Source organism: Streptomyces sp. NPDC043870, assembly GCF_056435785.1.
The window spans coordinates 126,954-143,716 of the sequence record NZ_JBWKDT010000020.1; the positions used below are offsets into that span (position 1 = coordinate 126,954).

Here is a 16,763-nt window from a genome sequence, read left to right on the forward strand (position 1 = left end):
GGCCGGGGCGAGGCCGAAGGGGGTCATCCGGCCTCGACGGCACCAGACGACTGCGGTTGCCGCAGTCCCTGGAGGAGCAGTTCGATCAGACGGCGGGGGTCGTAGCGGGGGTCGCTGTCGCGTCCGATGCAGAGGTTGCCGATGCCGCGCATCAGTTCGTAGGGCTGTACGCCGGGCCTGATCTCGCCGGCGTCGACCGCGGCGTCGAGCAGCTGGGCGCAGACGGGCATCAGCCGGTCGAGGAAGTGGGTGTGCAGCGCGGCGAAGCGGTCACTGTCGGACTGCAGGGCGTCGGCAAGTCCGTGCTTGGTGACCAGGAAGTCGACGAAGAGGTCGACCCACTGGCGCAGCGCGTCAAACGGGGAGGCGGCATCGGCCAGCAGCTTCGGGCCCGCCACTGCGCAGGCCTCGATCTGGTGGCGGTAGACGGCGGTGACCAGGTCCGCCCGAGTTGGGAAGTGGCGGTAGAGCGTCCCCAGCCCGACACCCGCCCGGGCTGCGATCTGACGGATCGGCGCATCGACACCGGAGGTGACGAACACCTCTGCGGCGGCGTCGAGCAGCGTCTGCTGGTTGCGCACCGCGTCGGCCCGCTTGCTGCGGGCGGACGCCCCTTTGGCCTGGCCTGCAGTGGACACCACGCTCTCCTTCCGACGGCCGTTGACGAAACGGATCAGCGTTCCGTATTCTAAGTGGAACGACGATCCGCTTTCAGGATAGCTGAAGGCGGGCGCTCCGCCTTACCCGCCGCCGCCGTACGCGGCCGACGACGGGGTCATCGAAGGGCATGCTCCTGATGAGTGAACCTGCATACACAGCCGACACCCTCAGCTCGCCCACCCCTGTCCTTTCGGTCAGCCCGGTGGTGCTGCCGGCCCCCGGCCGCGCCGTGGACCTCCAGGTGCGCATCTCCGCCCCGGTGACCGGGAGCGAGCTGCCGGTCATCCTCCTCTCGCACGGTCTCGGCTTCTCCAACAACCTCTCCTCGCTGAACGGCTACGCCCCCCTCGCCAACTTCTGGGCGGCACAGGGCTTCGTCGTGATCCAGCCCACCCACCTGGACTCCAGGACGCTGAGCCTGGATCCCGACACTCCCGGGGCTGCTGCACACTGGCGTACCCGGGCCGAGGACATGACGCGCATCCTCGACCAGCTCGACGCGATCGAGGCCGCCGTCCCGCAGCTCGCCGGCCGCCTCGACCGGAGCCGGGTCGCTGTCGCCGGGCACTCGATGGGCGGGCACACCGCGAGCCTGCTGCTGGGTGCCCGGCTCTCCGATCCGCACGACGGAACGGAAGTGGACCTGGCCGATCCCCGGATCAAGGCGGGCGTGCTGCTCGCCGCGCCCGGCCGGGGCGGTGACGCCCTCACCGAGTTCACGGTCGAGAACTACTCCTTCTTCCTGACCACGGACTTCTCCGAGATGACGACGCCCGCGCTCGTGATCGCCGGCGACAAGGACGACTCCGCCTTCCTGACGGTCAGCGGCCCGGACTGGCACACCGACCCCTACGTCCTCTCTCCGAGCCCCAAGTCCCTGCTCACCCTGTTCGACGCGGAGCACGGGCTCGGAGGGGTCTCCGGTTACGACGTCGCCGAGACCACGGACGAGAACCCCGAGCGGGTCGCCGCCCTCGCCCGGCTCGCCTGGGCCTACCTGCGCAGCGAGCTCTACCCCGGGGACCCCGCCTGGCAGACGGCGTGTGACGCGCTGGCAGCCGACCCCGACCCGATCGGACGGGTCGAATCCAAGTAGGCCAAGAAGACACCGTCTTCCGTGCCGGCCAACGGCACGGAAGAGCCTGCGACATCAGGCGGAGCTCGGCGAAGTCCAGAAGAACGGGCCGTACGGGAGAGATCCCGTACGGCCCGTTCTGTGCTTTTGGCGTTCTCGCGTCTTCGCGTTTTCGCGTTTTCGCGTTTTCGCGTTTTCGCGTTCTCGCCGTGTCGCCGGTGCTACGCGGGGACGCTCGCGACGCCCTGCGCCAGGAACGGCTTGCCGTTCACGCGCTGCGAGACACCCTCGCGGTCCAGGTACGGCGTGATGCCGCCCAGGTGGAAGGGCCAGCCGGCGCCCGTGATCAGGCAGAGGTCGATGTCCTGCGCCTCGGCGACGACACCCTCCTCCAGCATCAGACCGATCTCCTGCGCCACCGCGTCCAGGACACGGTCGCGGACCTGCTCCTCCGTCAGGACGCTGTCGCCCTGCTTGAGGAGAGCGGCGACCTCCGGGTCCAGCTCGGGCTTGCCCGAGTCGTAGACGTAGAAGCCACGCTTGCCGGCCTTGACGACCGCGGCCAGGTTCTCGGAGACCTTGAAGCGCTCCGGGAAGGCGCGGTTGAGGGTCTCGGAGACGTGCAGGCCGATGGCCGGGCCGACCAGCTCCAGCAGGACCAGCGGCGACATCGGCAGACCGAGCGGCTCGATCGCCTTCTCGGCGGTGGCCACGGGGGTGCCCTCGTCGATGACGTTCTGGATCTCGCCCATGAAGCGGGTCAGGATGCGGTTCACGACGAACGCCGGGGCGTCCTTGGTGAGGACCGCGGTCTTCTTCAGCTTCTTCGCGACACCGAAGGCGGTGGCGAGGGAGGCGTCGTCCGTCTTCTCACCGCGGACGATCTCCAGCAGCGGCAGGATCGCGACGGGGTTGAAGAAGTGGAAGCCGACCACGCGCTCCGGGTGCCGGAGCTTGGAGGCCATCTCGGTCACCGACAGCGAGGAGGTGTTGGTGGCGAGGATCGCGTGCGCCGGGGCGACCGCCTCGACCTCCGCGAACACCTTCTGCTTGACCGACATCTCCTCGAACACGGCCTCGATGATGAAGTCCGCGTCCGCGAAGCCCTCGGCCTTGTCCAGGACACCGGAGACCAGGGCCTTGAGGCGGTTGGCCTTGTCCTGGTTGATCCGGCCCTTGCCCAGCAGCTTCTCGATCTCGGCGTGGACGTAGCCCACACCCTTGTCGACGCGCTCCTGGTCGATGTCGGTGAGGACGACCGGCACCTCCAGGCGGCGCAGGAAGAGCAGCGCCAGCTGAGAGGCCATCAGACCGGCGCCGACCACGCCGACCTTGGTGACCGGACGGGCCAGGCTCTTGTCCGGGGCACCGGCGGGACGCTTGCCGCGCTTCTGCACCAGGTTGAAGGCGTAGATGCCGGAGCGCAGTTCGCCACCCATGATCAGGTCGGCGAGCGCGGTGTCCTCGGCGTCGAAGCCCTTCTGCAGGTCGCCGTCCTTGGAGGCCTCGATGATGTCGAGGGCGCGGTACGCGGCCGGGGCCGCGCCGTGCACCTTGGAGTCCGCGATGAACCGGCCGCGGGCGACGGCCTGGTCCCAGGCCTCACCACGGTCGATCTCGGGGCGCTCGACGGTGACGTCGCCCTTCAGCACGTTCGCGGTCCAGATCAGCGACTGCTCCAGGAAGTCGGCGCCCTCGAAGATCGCGTCGGCGATCCCGAGCTCGAAGACCTGCTTGCCCTTGAGCTGCTTGTTCTGGTTGAGCGAGTTCTCGATGATCACCGAGACCGCACGGTCGGCGCCGATCAGGTTCGGCAGGATCGTGCAGCCGCCCCAGCCGGGGACCAGACCGAGGAAGACCTCGGGGAGCGAGAAGGCCGGCAGGGCCTTCGACACGGTCCGGTACGAGCAGTGCAGACCGACCTCGACACCGCCGCCCATCGCCGCGCCGTTGTAGTACGCGAAGGTGGGGACGGCCAGGCCGGCGAGCCGCTTGAAGACGTCGTGGCCGCCCTTGCCGATGGCGAGCGCGTCCGAGTGCTGCTTGAGCAGCTCGACGCCCTTGAGGTCGGCGCCGACGGCGAAGATGAACGGCTTGCCGGTGATGCCGACACCGACGATGGCGCCCTCGGACGCCTCCTTCTCGACCTGGTCGATCGCGGTGTTGAGGTTCGCGAGGGACTGCGGGCCGAAGGTGGTCGGCTTGGTGTGGTCGAAGCCGTTGTCCAGCGTGATGAGGGCGAACTTGCCCGCGCCGCCGGGGAGGTCGAGGTGGCGTACGTGCGCCTGCGTGACGACCTCGTCCGGGAACAGCTCGGCCGCGCCCTTCAGGAGCTCAGCGGTGGTGCTCACTTGGTGCCTCCGGCGTCCTTGTGGTGCGGGTTCTCCCAGATCACGGTGGCGCCCATGCCGAAGCCGACGCACATCGTGGTGAGGCCGTAACGGACCTCCGGCTGCTCCTCGAACTGCCGCGCCAGCTGCGTCATCAGACGCACACCGGAGGAGGCGAGCGGGTGGCCGAAGGCGATCGCGCCGCCGTACTGGTTGACGCGGGCGTCGTCGTCGGCGATGCCGTAGTGGTCGAGGAAGGCCAGGACCTGGACGGCGAACGCCTCGTTGATCTCGAAGAGGTTGATGTCCTCGATCGACAGACCGGCCTTGGCGAGGGCCTTCTCGGTCGCCGGGATCGGGCCGTAGCCCATGACCTCGGGCTCGACGCCGGCGAAGGCGTACGAGACGAGGCGCATCTTGACCGGGAGGTTGTTCTCGCGGGCGAAGTCCTCGGAGGCGATGAGCGAGGCGGTGGCACCGTCGTTCAGACCCGCGGCGTTACCGGCGGTGACGCGGCCGTGGACGCGGAACGGGGTCTTCAGACCGGAGAGGTTCTCCAGGGTGGTGCCCGGGCGCATCGGCTCGTCGGCGGTGACCAGGCCCCAGCCGGTCTCGCCGGCCTCGGGGTTGGTGCGGCGTACCGAGACCGGCACCAGGTCCTGCTGGATCTTGCCGTTGGCGTACGCCTTGGCGGCCTTCTCCTGCGAGCGCACGGCGTACTCGTCGGCGCGCTGCTTGGTGATGTGCGGGTAGCGGTCGTGCAGGTTCTCCGCGGTCATACCCATGAAGAGGGCCGACTCGTCGACGAGCTTCTCCGACACGAAGCGCGGGTTCGGGTCGACGCCCTCACCCATCGGGTGGCGGCCCATGTGCTCGACACCGCCGGCGACGGCGACGTCGTACGCACCGAAGGCGACGCTGCCCGCGACCGAGGTGACGGCGGTCAGCGCGCCGGCGCACATGCGGTCGATCGAGTACCCGGGCACGGACTGCGGCAGACCGGCGAGGATGCCGGCGGTACGGCCGATGGTCAGACCCTGGTCACCGATCTGCGTGGTCGCGGCGATGGCGACCTCGTCGATCTTCGCGGGGTCGAGGTCCGGGTTGCGGCGCAGCAGCTCCCGGATCGCCTTCACGACGAGATCGTCGGCGCGGGTCTCGTGGTAGATGCCCTTCGGGCCCGCCTTGCCGAACGGGGTGCGGACGCCGTCGACGAAGACGACGTCCCTGACGGTACGAGGCACGATGGCTCTCCTCCAGGGTGCGGGATGGCACTGCTGCGGGCACGCGCCTGAGCGCGCGCTTGCTTCCTTCATGCTACTTGCGGGTAACCATGCTGCCCACCCCCCACGGCGGGAGCGGCGAACGTCACACGGGGAGTGCGGTCCCGTGGTCATCCGCTGGGGGTGCCCGGGACGGTGCGCCCTGCCGATGGAGGAGGCCGGTCAGCCTCGCCAGACTGCTTCGACGCGGTCCAGCACCGCCAGCAGCGCGGTGTCCCGGACCAGCGGGCGCAGGAAGTCGGCGTCCGTGGGGCGCAGGCGGCCCAGTGCCCTCAGCTCCAGGCTGAGCAGCAGCCGCTCGGCGTGCTCGGCCAGCCAGTCGTCGCTCCCGAGCTCCCGGGCCAGCCGGAGCAGGCCGAGCACCACTTCCGGCGACCAGGACGCACGAGGCGTCTGCTCCAACAGCTGCAGGGACTCTTCCAGGACGTCCTCCCTCCGGGAGTGCCCCGCCCCGTGCCACACCAGGGTGCTCTCGGCCGCCCGGATCGTGCCCGACAGCGTCTCCTGGGGGCCCTCGTCCTCGGCCCACTCCTGGGCGAAGACCAGAAAGGTGTGGAGCGTTGCGGCCACCGGTCCGAGGTCGCCCTGCGCCACGTCGGCCCGGCCCACCTGGGCCTGTACGCAGCCCAGCAGGGCCAACCAGGTCCGCGCGCCCATCCGCGGGGCGAGATCCCCGAACGAGGGAGTGGTGAGCGCCTTGAGCGCGGCCAGGACCACCCGTCCCGGCAGACGGGGCGCATCGTGCACCAGGTGCCGCGCCAGTGCGTCCGCGACCAGGGGCCCGCTGTCCTCCGGCAGGTGGGGCAGCAAGGACAGGACCGCGGCGTAGCGGTCGGTCCACTGCTCCGGGTTGTCGATGTGCCGGCACACCAGGGAGACCAGCGCGTGTGCGGCCGACCGGCCCTCCCCGTTCTCCCCGGACCGGAATGTGTTCAGAGTCTCGGGCCCCACGTGCAGCAGTGGGCTGAGCGCGTGCAGCAGCTGCCCCGCGTCGGTGTCGCACAGGAACGCGACGCGCCTGATGAGCCCGGCGGTGTCCGCACCCTCCGGATCGTAGAAGGAGCCGCCGGCCCGTGTCCGCAACGGAAGGGACCAGGCCAGGTCCGGCTCGCCGCGGGCCTCGTCGCGCAGGGCGATCCGCACGTCCCGCGTACCGTCGAATTCCCCTCCCGCGGACCGGGTCCGCACGGTCAGTGCCTGGGTGAACGCCTCCCAGGACGCCTCGCTGAACTGCGAGCGCCACAGATGGGCCCAGCGCGACCACTGGCCGACCGGGTCGGCCGCGTCCAGGAACTCCGAGGCGTCCACCGCACCTCCGGTGAGGGCAGCGAGCAGCAGGAGGTTCGCGCCGTACACGGCATCGCGCTCGGTCGCACCCTGGCGAACGGGCCGGTAGGTGCCGTGGTCGCGAGGTGAACCGTCCGCACGGGCCCGCTGGAACAGTTCGCGCAGCGCGCCGAGCGGCTCGTGCGTTCCGGCGACGGCCGGCGCGAGCAACTCCCGTGCATTGCTGAGGACTTCCGTACGGTCGGTGAGCGGGACGGGGGACAGCAGGTCACGCAGCCGGCTGTCGTCGATGCCCGGTCCGTCGTCGGCCTCCCGCCCGGCGACGGCGCGCCGCAGCTCGTCGCGGATCAGCCGGGCCACCAGATACTCGCCGAAGGTGGCGTGCAGGAACTCGTACGATCGCAGCTCCTCCTCGGCGACCACTGCCTGTGCCTCGTGCACGAAGAAGAAGCGGCCGAACAGCAAGGGGGAGCTCTTCTCCCCGAGCAGGGCCGCGAGATCGCTTTCGGCGTCGCTCGCCGTGATGCTCTGGCGGCGCCGGTTGAACATGCCGATGGCGATCACACCGAGACGCCGCATTTCCTCCTCGACGGCGGTCGTCTCGGCCGGCGCCGGGAGCGGGCCCACCTGCTTGACGACCTGGCGGCGCACGAACTCCGCGAGCAGCCGTTCGTACAGGCCGACCCGTCCGATGTCCTCTCCGTCGAGCAGGTGCAGCGGATTGCCCACGGCGTCGTACAGAGCCAGCATGAGCAACAGCAGCGGCTGGCTCGCCAGCTCTCGATGGGGGCGTATGACGTCCCAGGTGACCGGTTCGAGACCCTGGGCGGCGAAGTACCGCCGGTTCGCGGCGTTCCAGGTCGTCAGCCACTGCTCGATGCGGTGGTCGCCGAACGGTTCGAGGCGCACCACGGTGCTCGCGGGCGGCGTGTCCGCCTGATCGGCGACCACGGTGCGGCTCGTCACGACCGCGATCATCGGGCGCCCCAGCTCGGCCTCTCTCTCCTGGAGCCGCTGCACGCTCCTGAGGTAGTCCCACTGCCTGCTCATGTCCAGCTGGTCGGCCCCGGCCTGGAGCAGCTCGTCGAACCCGTCGAGCAGGACGACGCGGGTCGTCCCGGACGTCTCGTCCACGACGTCGGGCCACGGAGTGCGCCGGCCCGTCGCGCGGAACAGGGCGTCCTCGATCTGAGTCTGTACGTCCATGCCCGCGGGAGCGTGCCGGAGTTCGACCCGGAGACAGAAGAACTCGGCTTCCGGGAGCCGGGCTTCGAGCAGCTTCGTCAGCAGGGACTTTCCCGAGCCGGGATGACCGAGCACGAGCAGCGGCGCACGAGTGGCCCGGTGGGTCAGCAGATGCGCCGCCAGGAAGTCCGCGAGGTCGTCCCGCAGGGGCTGACGGTCCCACCACGCGTCGCTCGACAGGTGCTGGTCGACCAGGTGGGAGGCGACGCGGAAAGACGGATCGATGTATCCGTCGCCGAGCGTGGGGATGACCGGGCCTGCGCCCTCGACAGGGGAGCCCTCGGCGGGGGCGAGGGGCGCCGACAGCCGTTCGCGGCAGCGGGCCGGGGCGATCCCTCCCTGGGCGAACTCGCTCAGGATCCGGCCCAGTCTGCACAGGCCCGCGCGGTCCGCGGCACCCGGTGGATCGTCGTCCTCGCCGGACACTTCGTACGTCTCGGACGTGAGCCGGAGCTCCGGGCAGTCCCAGGTGACGCGGGCGAGCAGGCTGTCGTACCGCCGCATCGCGTGCTGGGCGAGATCCTGCGGGGGATGATCGGAGGGATTGCCGAGACCGTGCACGATCTCGGCGGCCGATACGTAGCCGGCGGCTATCTCGGCGCGCAGCTCCTGCGGCGCGCGCACCCTGGCGGATCCCAGGTCGATGTGGCGCAGCTCGGTGAGGACCTCGGTGGTGATGTCGCCCTGCACGCTGCCGAACTCCGCGGTCTGCACGATGCCGCAGACGGCGACGGCCTTGCAGAAGGCCGTCACGTGGATGACCACGTCAGCCGCACATAACAGCGCTGTCCTGGCCGTGCCCCGGGCGGTCCGGACACGCTCCCCGAACCCCTCGAACAGGCCGTACGGGTCCGCCGGGGCGGAGCCGCCGAGCGCCAGCGGCTCCAGCAGGTCCTCCACGAGCCCCTTGAACTCCTCCTTCCGGTGCCCCACGAGGACCTCGACGGCGCCCGCGAAGTCGAACGTGACGCTCTCCGGCCAGGGAAAGGGAAGGGGCTGACCGGGCTCCGCAGAGCGCTGCGCGGGGCGGCGCTGGTGCTCCTCGACGGTGTGTTCCAGCTCCCCGAGACGCGTACGCCACCAGGCGGGCTCCAGCGAAAGACCCGGAATCGAGGAGGAGCCGGCGCGGCCCCGGCAGCAGTCGACGATCTTCAGTACGTCGTCCAGTGGCGGTGGCGTGGTACGCCGCCCGTTGAGGAGAGCGGAGACGGACGACTCGGCGCGGTGCAGAGCCCTCGCGAGTTCGGCCTGCTGCACGCCGCAGGCGCGCACGAGGCGCCGCAGCGTCGTACAGAACTCCGCCACGGCCGTCGATGATTCCTGCGCCAAGAGGCCCCCCGCTTCGCACGACTTCGGATCACCAGCCAGCAGCGTACGGCGTGACCTGCACCGACGGCTCGGGACTTCGGAGTTCTTCGGCGAATCCGCGCGGACGGCGGCCGCCCGGGCACAGTCGGGGCGGTGGCTGCACCGGCCACCGCCCAGCCGAAAGGGAGACCTCCATGTCCTGGCCCACGTCCCACCTGGTGAGCCTGCTGTTCGTGCTGGCGCTGCTCACGGTCCTCGCCGGGGTCGTGCTTCCGGCGGTCTGGTCGGCGCGTCCGGCCCGCCGGAGGGCTGCCGCCGCGGTGCTCGCCCAGCTGCTGGCGGCCCTGCGGCGGAGTCAGTGACCCTCCGTGCCGTCGGGTCAGGGTGCCGGCGGACGCCGCACCCCGCATCCCCCGGAGGGCCCTCGCACCCCCGGAGGGCCCTCGCACCCCCGGAGGGCCCTCGCACCCCCGGAGGGCGCCCGCCCCCGGAGGAAGACGTCAGACCGTGGCCTGGAGGGCCCGGGTCAGCACGGGAGTCACCTGCTCGATCTGCCAGGCGCGCGCGCCCAGCGCGGCGAGGGCCGAGGCGACCGCTTCCGGGGTCGCCTCCTGCGGCGGCTCCCAGCAGAGGCGCCGCACCGTGTCCGGGGTGATCAGGTTCTCCTGCGGAAGGTTCAGCTCCTCCGCGAGCGAGGACACCGCCGCGCGCGCCGCGGACAGCCGCGCCGCGGCCGCCGGGTCCTTGTCCGCCCAGGAGCGCGGCGGCGGCGGACCCGTCACCGGCTGCCCCGGCTGCGGCAGCTCCGGGTCCGGCAGTGCCCGTGCCCGGTCCACCGCGGCCTGCCACTGCTCCAGCTGCCGTCGGCCCATCCGGTGCCCGAAGCCGGGGAGCGCGGTCAGCGCGTGCACGTTGGGCGGCAGTGTCAGCGCCGCCTCGACGATCGCCCCGTCACTGAGCACCTTGCCCGGTGACACGTCCCGCCGCTGTGCCACCTTGTCGCGGGCGTTCCACAGCTCCCGTACGACCGCCATCTGCCGCCGGCGCCGCACCTTGTGCATCCCGGACGTACGCCGCCACGGGTCCTTGCGCGGCGGCGCGGGCGGCGCGGACGCGATCGCGTCGAACTCCTGCCGCGCCCACTCCAGCTTCCCCTGCCGGTCCAGCTCCTTCTCCAGCGCGTCCCGCAGATCGACGAGCAGCTCCACGTCGAGCGCCGCGTAGCGCAGCCAGGGCTCCGGCAGTGGCCGCGTGGACCAGTCCACGGCGGAGTGGCCCTTCTCCAGCGCGTAGCCGAGGACCGACTCGACCATCGCGCCGAGCCCCACCCGCGGGAAGCCCGCGAGCCGCCCGGCAAGCTCGGTGTCGAAGAGCCGGGTCGGCACCATGCCTATTTCGCGCAGGCACGGCAGATCCTGGGTCGCCGCGTGCAGGATCCACTCCGTGCCGGCGAGTGCCTCGCCGAGCCCGGAGAGGTCGGGGCAGCCGACGGGGTCGATCAGCGCGGTGCCCGCGCCTTCGCGGCGCAGCTGCACGAGATACGCGCGTTGCCCGTACCGGTAACCGGACGCACGCTCGGCGTCCACGGCGACGGGGCCGCTTCCGGCGGCGAACGCGGCGATGACGGATTCGAGAGCCTCGGGCGTGGACACCACCGGGGGAATGCCCTCGCGCGGCTCCAGCAGGGGGATCGGCACCCTCTCGACTGCGAGGCCGTCGTCCGGGGGGCCGCCCCCGGGGATTCGCAGGTCTGGCTCTGCTGCGGTCTCTTGGGCGTCGGTCACATGTCAAGGGTATCTGTGAACGGAACGCGTCCGTCGACGGAACGTTCCGTCGACGGACGCGGGTGTGGTGTAAAGCGGTCAGTGGATGATTCCGGTACGCAGCGCGACGGCCACCATTCCGGCCCGGTCGCCCGTGCCGAGCTTCCGTGCGATACGCGCGAGGTGGCTTTTGACCGTCAGCGCGGACAGGCCCATCGAGACGCCGATCGCCTTGTTCGACTGGCCCTCGGCGACGAGCCGGAGCACCTCCACCTCGCGGCCGGAGAGCTCGCGGTAGCCGCCCGGGTGGCTCGGAGCGCCGGGGGGACGGCGGTGCAGCCGGGCAGCCGCGGCGCCGATGGGGGCGGCTCCGGGGCGGGTGGGGTGGCCGAGGTTCGTGCGCGTACCGGTGACGACGTAGCCCTTGACCCCGCCGGCCAGCGCGTTGCGGACCGCGCCGATGTCGTCGGCCGCGGAGAGGGCGAGGCCGTTGGGCCAGCCCGCGGCGCGGGTCTCGGACAGCAGGGTCAGCCCGGAACCGTCGGGCAGGTGGACGTCGGCAACGCAGATGTCACGCGGGTTGCCGACGCGGGGACGGGCCTCCGCGATGGACGACGCCTCGATGACGTCACGCACCCCGAGTGCCCACAGGTGGCGGGTGACGGTGGAGCGGACGCGCGGGTCGGCCACGACGACCATGGCCGTCGGCTTGTTCGGGCGGTAGGCGACCAGGCTTGCGGGCTGCTCGAGGAGAACGGACACCAGGCCTCCTGGGAAGGTGGGGGACGGGGCCGGCTCGGGGGAAAAGCCGGGGCGGACCGTGCTTGAAGGGTCACCACCTCTTCGGCAGCAAACCCGCGCGCCTTTAGAGAAAGATCACGATTTGGTGAGTAACAATTCCGGCAATTCGGACGCGTGATCGATCATCCTATGAGCAAGCGCTCCCGCGTCCCCGGGGGTACTTCCCCCGTGCCGCCGGAAGGCGAGCCGTGGTCGTGGCGGGCCCACAGGCCCGCTCCTCGGGCGAACCGGGGGCGTCGGGCGCGGGCGCGGCCCGTCCCGCATTGTCGTCCCACACCGCCGTCCCTCGCCGCCGTCCTGCCCGCGTCCGGGGGCGGCGCCGACGGCGGTGCCGGTGCCGGTGCCGAGGCGGCATCGGCCCATGGGCGGTGAGGGGCACGGCGACGGCCGGGCTCCCCGCGCCGGGAACGCCCGGGCCGGGCGTCCCCCGCCCCCGCCCCCGCCCCCGGACGCGGGGCGCGCAGGCTGTGGCAGTTACGGGGCCTGGGGGCCGCGGCGCTGCGGGAGGGACACAACGCCCGCGGCGCCGTCCGGGACGCTCGCGGGGCTTGCCGGGGGAAGGCCTGCGATCTGGCAGAGGAGGTCGCACCAGGCCGCGATGTGAGCGGCGGTGTCAGGGACGCCGTCGTGGCCGCAACGCGGGGTCCAGGAGGCGCGGATCTCGATCTGGGTCGCCGGGCGGCGGTTCGCGAGTCCTCCGAAGTAGTGAGAACCCGCGCGGGTCACGGTGCCACTCGCCTCGCCGTACGACAGGCCCCGCGCCTCCAGCGCACCGGTCAGCCAGGACCAGCAGACCTCCGGCAGCAGCGGGTCCGCCGCCATCTCCGGTTCCAGTTCCGCACGTACCAGCGTCACCAGCCGGAACGTGCCCTGCCACGCCTCGTGCCCCGCCGGGTCGTGCAGCAGCACGAGCCGCCCGTCCGCGAGGTCCTCGCCGTCGTCGACGACCGCCGCCTCCACGGCGTACGCGTGCGGCGCCAGGCGCTGCGGCGGGCGGGTCGGATCCACCTCGATCTCCGGCCGCAGCCGTGCCGTGCGCAGCGCCTCGACCGCGAGCCGGAACGCGCGCGGGACGGACTTCCGCTCCGCGCTGTCCGTTTCTTCAGCGCCGTCGGATTGATCGGAAAACTGTCCCTGAGCCGCAGCCATGCCGGGAAGAGTAAGCGGAACGCGCGCCGCGCGCAGGGAGGGACACCCGGGCCGACCGCGCTCCTTGCGCCACATGCGAAGATTCTGGGCGTGAGCGCCAACGACCTTCCCCACTCCCAGGGCTCCGCGCCGGCCGGTGACACCCCGGCCCCGGGCCAGCAGACCACGACCGACGCCCTCAGGGAGTCCGCCTTCCTGAAGGCGTGCCGACGGGAGCCCGTGCCGCACACGCCGGTCTGGTTCATGCGGCAGGCCGGGCGGTCGCTGCCCGAGTACCTGAAGGTGCGCGAGGGCATCCCGATGCTGGAGTCGTGCATGCGGCCGGAGTTGGTCACCGAGATCACACTGCAGCCGGTACGCCGCCACAAGGTCGACGCCGCCATCTACTTCAGCGACATCGTCGTCCCGCTCAAGGCCATCGGCATCGACCTCGAAATCAAGCCCGGCGTGGGCCCGGTCGTCGCCGAGCCGATCCGCCGCCGCGAGGACCTCGCGAGGCTGCGCGATCTGACCCCGGACGACGTCGCGTACGTCACGGAAGCGATCGGCATGCTCACCGGTGAGCTCGGCAGTACCCCGCTGATCGGCTTCGCGGGCGCACCGTTCACCCTCGCCAGTTACCTCGTCGAGGGCGGGCCGTCCCGCAACCACGAGCACACCAAGGCGATGATGTACGGCGACCCGGAGCTCTGGGCCGACCTGCTGGACCGGCTCGCGGTCATCACCGCCGCCTTCCTGAAGGTGCAGATCGAGGCGGGCGCGAGCGCTGTCCAGCTCTTCGACTCCTGGGTGGGGGCGCTGGCCCCCGCGGACTACCGGCGCTCGGTGATGCCCGCGTCGACGAAGGTGTTCCAGGCGGTCGAGGGGTACGGGGTCCCGCGCATCCACTTCGGCGTCGGCACCGGCGAGCTGCTCGGACTGATGGGCGAGGCCGGAGCGGACGTCGTCGGCGTCGACTGGCGCGTCCCGCTCGACGAGGCCGCCCGCAGGGTGGGCCCGGGCAAGGCGCTGCAGGGCAACCTGGACCCGGCGGTCCTCTTCTCCTCGCGCGAGGCGGTCGAGGCCAAGACCCTCGAGGTCCTGGAGGCGGCGAGCGGCCTGGAGGGCCACGTCTTCAACCTCGGCCACGGTGTGCTGCCCACGACCGACCCGGACGCCCTGACCCGGCTCGTGGAGCACGTCCACACCCGGACCGCGCGCTAGACCCGAGGGGGATCGGTCCGACGTGACGCAGGACACGCTGACGCTCACCCTGCCGCGCCGGCGTCAGGAGCCGGTGCCGCCGCACATACCCGTGCCCGCGCCACGGCGCGGGCGGATCACCGCACTGGACGGCCTGCGGCTGCTCGCCGCCCTGATGGTGGTGGCGTACCACTACATGGCGCGGGGAGAGGGCTGGTCGGCCTCCGGTCAAGTCAAGTTCCCCACCGCCTTCCCGTTCGCCGCCTACGGCTGGCTGGGCGTGGAGCTGTTCTTCCTGATCAGTGGCTTCGTCATCTGCATGAGCTGCTGGGGCCGGTCGGCGGGGGACTTCTTCGTCTCCCGGGTGACCCGGCTCTACCCGGCCTACTGGTTCGCCGTGCTCGCCACCACCGCCGTGCTGCTGCTGGTGCCGGGTGGCCAGAAGCCGCTTCCGTGGCCGGACGTCCTGACCAACCTGACCATGCTCCAGGAACCGCTCGGGGTCCGCATGGTCGACGGCGTCTACTGGACCCTCTTCGCGGAGCTCCGTTTCTACCTGCTGTTCGCGCTCGTGGCCTGGTGGGGCCTGACCTACAAGCGTGTCGTGGTCTTCTGCTGCGTCTGGGCCGTGGCGGGACTGGCGTTCAGCAAGTTCGGGGACGACGCCCTGCGGCTCATGATCATGCCGCAGCACTGCTGGTACTTCATCGCCGGAATGGCGTTCTACCTGATGTACCGGTTCCGGCCGACGCTGCTGCTCACCGGGATCGTGCTCGTGTGCTTCGGCGCGGCCGTGCCGTCCGCCCGCGGCACCTGGAGCCGTACGCTCCACTACTTCGACCGCCCGGTTCCGTTCTGGCCGGTCGTGGCGGTCCTCGTGGTCTGCTTCGCCCTCATGGGCCTCGTCGCCACCGGGAAGCTGTCCTGGATGAACTGGCGGTGGCTGGCGTACGCCGGGGCCGCCACCTACCCGCTGTACCTGCTGCACCAGAACATCGGCTGGGAGCTCATCGGCGTACTGGAGCCACATGTACCGGCGTACCCGCTGGTCGGTCTGCTCGTCGGCGGCATGCTGGTGCTCGCCTACCTCGTGCACCGTCTGGTGGAGAAACCTTTGGCCCGCCCGCTGAAGCACCGGCTGCAGCATGCTCTCGCCGAGCCGGGACGGCACGGGGACGACGCCTCCCGGCGGACCGCGCGCTGAGCCCCCGCGGCCCGCCTGCCCCCGTGCCGGGGCCGGCGGGCCGTCGCCGACGTCGGGCCCCGGTCAGCCACCCGCCTTCCGCACCGCTGCCGTCGCCTTCCGCGCCGCCACCAGCACGGGGTCCCACACCGGTGAGAACGGCGGCGCGTAGCCCAGGTCCAGAGTGGTCATCTGCTCCACCGTCATCCCGGCCGTCAGCGCGACCGCCGCGATGTCCACGCGCTTCCCCGCCCCCTCGCGGCCGACGATCTGGACGCCCAGCAGCCGTCCGGTGCGGCGCTCCGCCAGCATCTTGACGGTCATCGGGGCCGCGCCCGGGTAGTAGCCCGCACGGCTCGTCGACTCGATCGTCGCGGTCACGAACCGTAGCCCCACCTCGCGGGCGTCCTTCTCACGCAGCCCGGTACGGGCGATCTCGAGGTCGCAGACCTTGCTCACGGCCGTGCCCACGACACCGGGGAAGGTCGCGTAGCCGCCGCCCACGCCCGCGCCGATGACCTGGCCGTGCTTGTTGGCGTGCGTGCCGAGCGGGACGTGGCGTTCCCGGCCCGAGACCAGGTCCAGCACCTCGACGCAGTCGCCGCCCGCCCAGACGTTGTCGTGGCCGCGTACGCGCATCGCGAGATCGGTGAGCAGACCCCCGTACGCCCCGAGCGGCAGCCCCGCCGCGCCCGCCAGGGCCGTCTCCGGCTCCACACCGATGCCGAGCACGACGACGTCCGCCGGGTACTCGGCGTCCTCCGTGGCGACCGCGCGGACCTGTCCGTCCGGGCCCGTCAGGATCTTGGTGACCTCGGCGTCGCCGACCGTCGTGATGCCGAGCCCGTCCATCGCCGCGTGCACCAGCCGGCCCATGTCCGGGTCGAGGGTGGCCATGGGTTGTGCAGCGCGGTTGACGACGGTCACGTCGAAGCCGTGCTTCAGCAGCGCCTCCGCCATTTCCACACCGATGTAGCCGGCGCCGATGACGACGGCCCGCCGCCCCTCGGTGCGGTCGAGGGTGTCGAGCAGCGCCTGCCCGTCGTCGAGGGTCTGCACCCCGTGGACACCCGGCGCGTCGATCCCCGGCAGCGGAGGCCGCACCGGCCGGGCGCCGGTCGCGACGACGAGCTTGTCGAAGCCCGTCCACGACTCGGCGCCCGACTCCAGATCCCGGGACCGCACCCGCTGCCCCGCGATGTCGATCTCCGTGACCTCGGTGCGCATCCGCAGATCGATCCCGCGTGCCCGGTGCCCTTCGGGCGTACGGGCGATCAGCTCGTCCCGGTCCGTCACATCGCCGCCGACCCAGTAGGGAATGCCGCACGCCGAGTACGACGAGAAGTGGGAGCGCTCGAACGCGACGATCTCCAGCTCCTCCGGGCCCTTGAGCCTGCGGGCCTGGGGGGGGGGGGGGGGGGGGGGGGGGGGGGGGGGGGGGGGGGGGGGGGGGGGGGGGGGGGGGGGGGGGGGGGGGGGGGGGGGGGGGGGGGGGGG

At 71.7% G+C, this 16,763-nt stretch carries 11 protein-coding genes and 1 pseudogene; 4 read left to right on the forward strand and 8 right to left on the reverse strand.

Going from position 1 to position 16,763, the window contains the following annotated elements; translation table 11 throughout:
- Positions 1 to 23: 23 nt before the first annotated feature.
- A complete protein-coding gene (locus AC0699_RS23680) occupies positions 24 to 638 on the reverse strand; it encodes a TetR/AcrR family transcriptional regulator (RefSeq protein WP_478663532.1) in 615 nt (204 codons plus the stop codon).
- Positions 639 to 796: 158 nt separating this feature from the next.
- Here AC0699_RS23680 and AC0699_RS23685 point away from each other — a divergent pair, with 158 nt between their 5' ends.
- Positions 797 to 1,756 (forward strand): alpha/beta hydrolase family protein, encoded by a 960-nt coding sequence (locus tag AC0699_RS23685; RefSeq protein WP_478663534.1) that lies wholly within the window; start codon positions 797 to 799, stop codon positions 1,754 to 1,756.
- A gap of 200 nt (positions 1,757 to 1,956) precedes the next feature.
- Here AC0699_RS23685 and AC0699_RS23690 read toward each other — a convergent pair whose 3' ends face one another.
- The 3 genes from AC0699_RS23690 to AC0699_RS23700 all read right to left on the reverse strand — a co-directional run bounded on the left by AC0699_RS23690 (position 1,957) and on the right by AC0699_RS23700 (position 9,185).
- Positions 1,957 to 4,086 (reverse strand): 3-hydroxyacyl-CoA dehydrogenase NAD-binding domain-containing protein, encoded by a 2,130-nt coding sequence (locus AC0699_RS23690; RefSeq protein WP_478663536.1) that lies wholly within the window; start codon positions 4,084 to 4,086, stop codon positions 1,957 to 1,959.
- Entirely contained in the window at positions 4,083 to 5,309 is a 1,227-nt protein-coding gene (locus tag AC0699_RS23695; RefSeq protein WP_478663538.1) for a thiolase family protein, read from the reverse strand. The genes AC0699_RS23690 and AC0699_RS23695 overlap by 4 nt, the downstream gene beginning before the upstream one ends.
- Before the next feature lie 201 nt (positions 5,310 to 5,510).
- Positions 5,511 to 9,185 (reverse strand): NACHT N-terminal helical domain 7-containing protein, encoded by a 3,675-nt coding sequence (locus tag AC0699_RS23700; protein ID WP_478663539.1) that lies wholly within the window; start codon positions 9,183 to 9,185, stop codon positions 5,511 to 5,513.
- Positions 9,186 to 9,382: 197 nt separating this feature from the next.
- Here AC0699_RS23700 and AC0699_RS23705 point away from each other — a divergent pair, with 197 nt between their 5' ends.
- Positions 9,383 to 9,550 (forward strand): hypothetical protein, encoded by a 168-nt coding sequence (locus AC0699_RS23705; RefSeq protein ID WP_478663542.1) that lies wholly within the window; start codon positions 9,383 to 9,385, stop codon positions 9,548 to 9,550.
- Positions 9,551 to 9,688: 138 nt separating this feature from the next.
- On the opposite strand, the gene AC0699_RS23710 is transcribed toward AC0699_RS23705, so the two are convergent.
- The 3 genes from AC0699_RS23710 to AC0699_RS23720 form a co-directional block, all read right to left on the reverse strand.
- The gene (locus tag AC0699_RS23710) at positions 9,689 to 10,972 is read right to left on the reverse strand and encodes an HRDC domain-containing protein (protein ID WP_478663544.1); all 1,284 of its coding nucleotides are present in this window, start codon (positions 10,970 to 10,972) and stop codon (positions 9,689 to 9,691) included.
- Positions 10,973 to 11,050: 78 nt separating this feature from the next.
- Positions 11,051 to 11,713, reverse strand: coding sequence for a helix-turn-helix transcriptional regulator (locus tag AC0699_RS23715; protein WP_093651875.1), 663 nt, complete (start codon positions 11,711 to 11,713; stop codon positions 11,051 to 11,053).
- Between the two features lie 513 nt (positions 11,714 to 12,226).
- Positions 12,227 to 12,901, reverse strand: coding sequence for a DUF3000 domain-containing protein (locus AC0699_RS23720; protein ID WP_478663548.1), 675 nt, complete (start codon positions 12,899 to 12,901; stop codon positions 12,227 to 12,229).
- Between the two features lie 90 nt (positions 12,902 to 12,991).
- Here AC0699_RS23720 and hemE point away from each other — a divergent pair, with 90 nt between their 5' ends.
- Together hemE and AC0699_RS23730 are read left to right on the forward strand one after the other, a co-directional pair.
- A complete protein-coding gene (gene hemE / locus AC0699_RS23725) occupies positions 12,992 to 14,104 on the forward strand; it encodes a uroporphyrinogen decarboxylase (protein WP_478663549.1) in 1,113 nt (370 codons plus the stop codon).
- Between the two features lie 22 nt (positions 14,105 to 14,126).
- Positions 14,127 to 15,287, forward strand: coding sequence for an acyltransferase family protein (locus AC0699_RS23730; protein WP_478663551.1), 1,161 nt, complete (start codon positions 14,127 to 14,129; stop codon positions 15,285 to 15,287).
- A 63-nt stretch (positions 15,288 to 15,350) separates the two neighbouring features.
- Here AC0699_RS23730 and AC0699_RS23735 read toward each other — a convergent pair.
- Positions 15,351 to 16,670 (reverse strand): annotated as a pseudogene (locus AC0699_RS23735) (FAD-dependent oxidoreductase); the annotation flags it as partial.
- Positions 16,671 to 16,763: the final 93 nt, after the last annotated feature.

Excerpts from the sequence above, each read along its gene's own strand:
- AC0699_RS23705 (WP_478663542.1), top strand. The coding sequence starts at position 9,383 with ATGTCCTGGCCCACGTCCCACCTGGTGAGCCTGCTGTTCGTGCTGGCG.
- AC0699_RS23685 (WP_478663534.1), top strand. The coding sequence starts at position 797 with ATGAGTGAACCTGCATACACAGCCGACACCCTCAGCTCGCCCACCCCT.
- AC0699_RS23720 (WP_478663548.1), bottom strand. The coding sequence starts at position 12,901 with ATGGCTGCGGCTCAGGGACAGTTTTCCGATCAATCCGACGGCGCTGAA.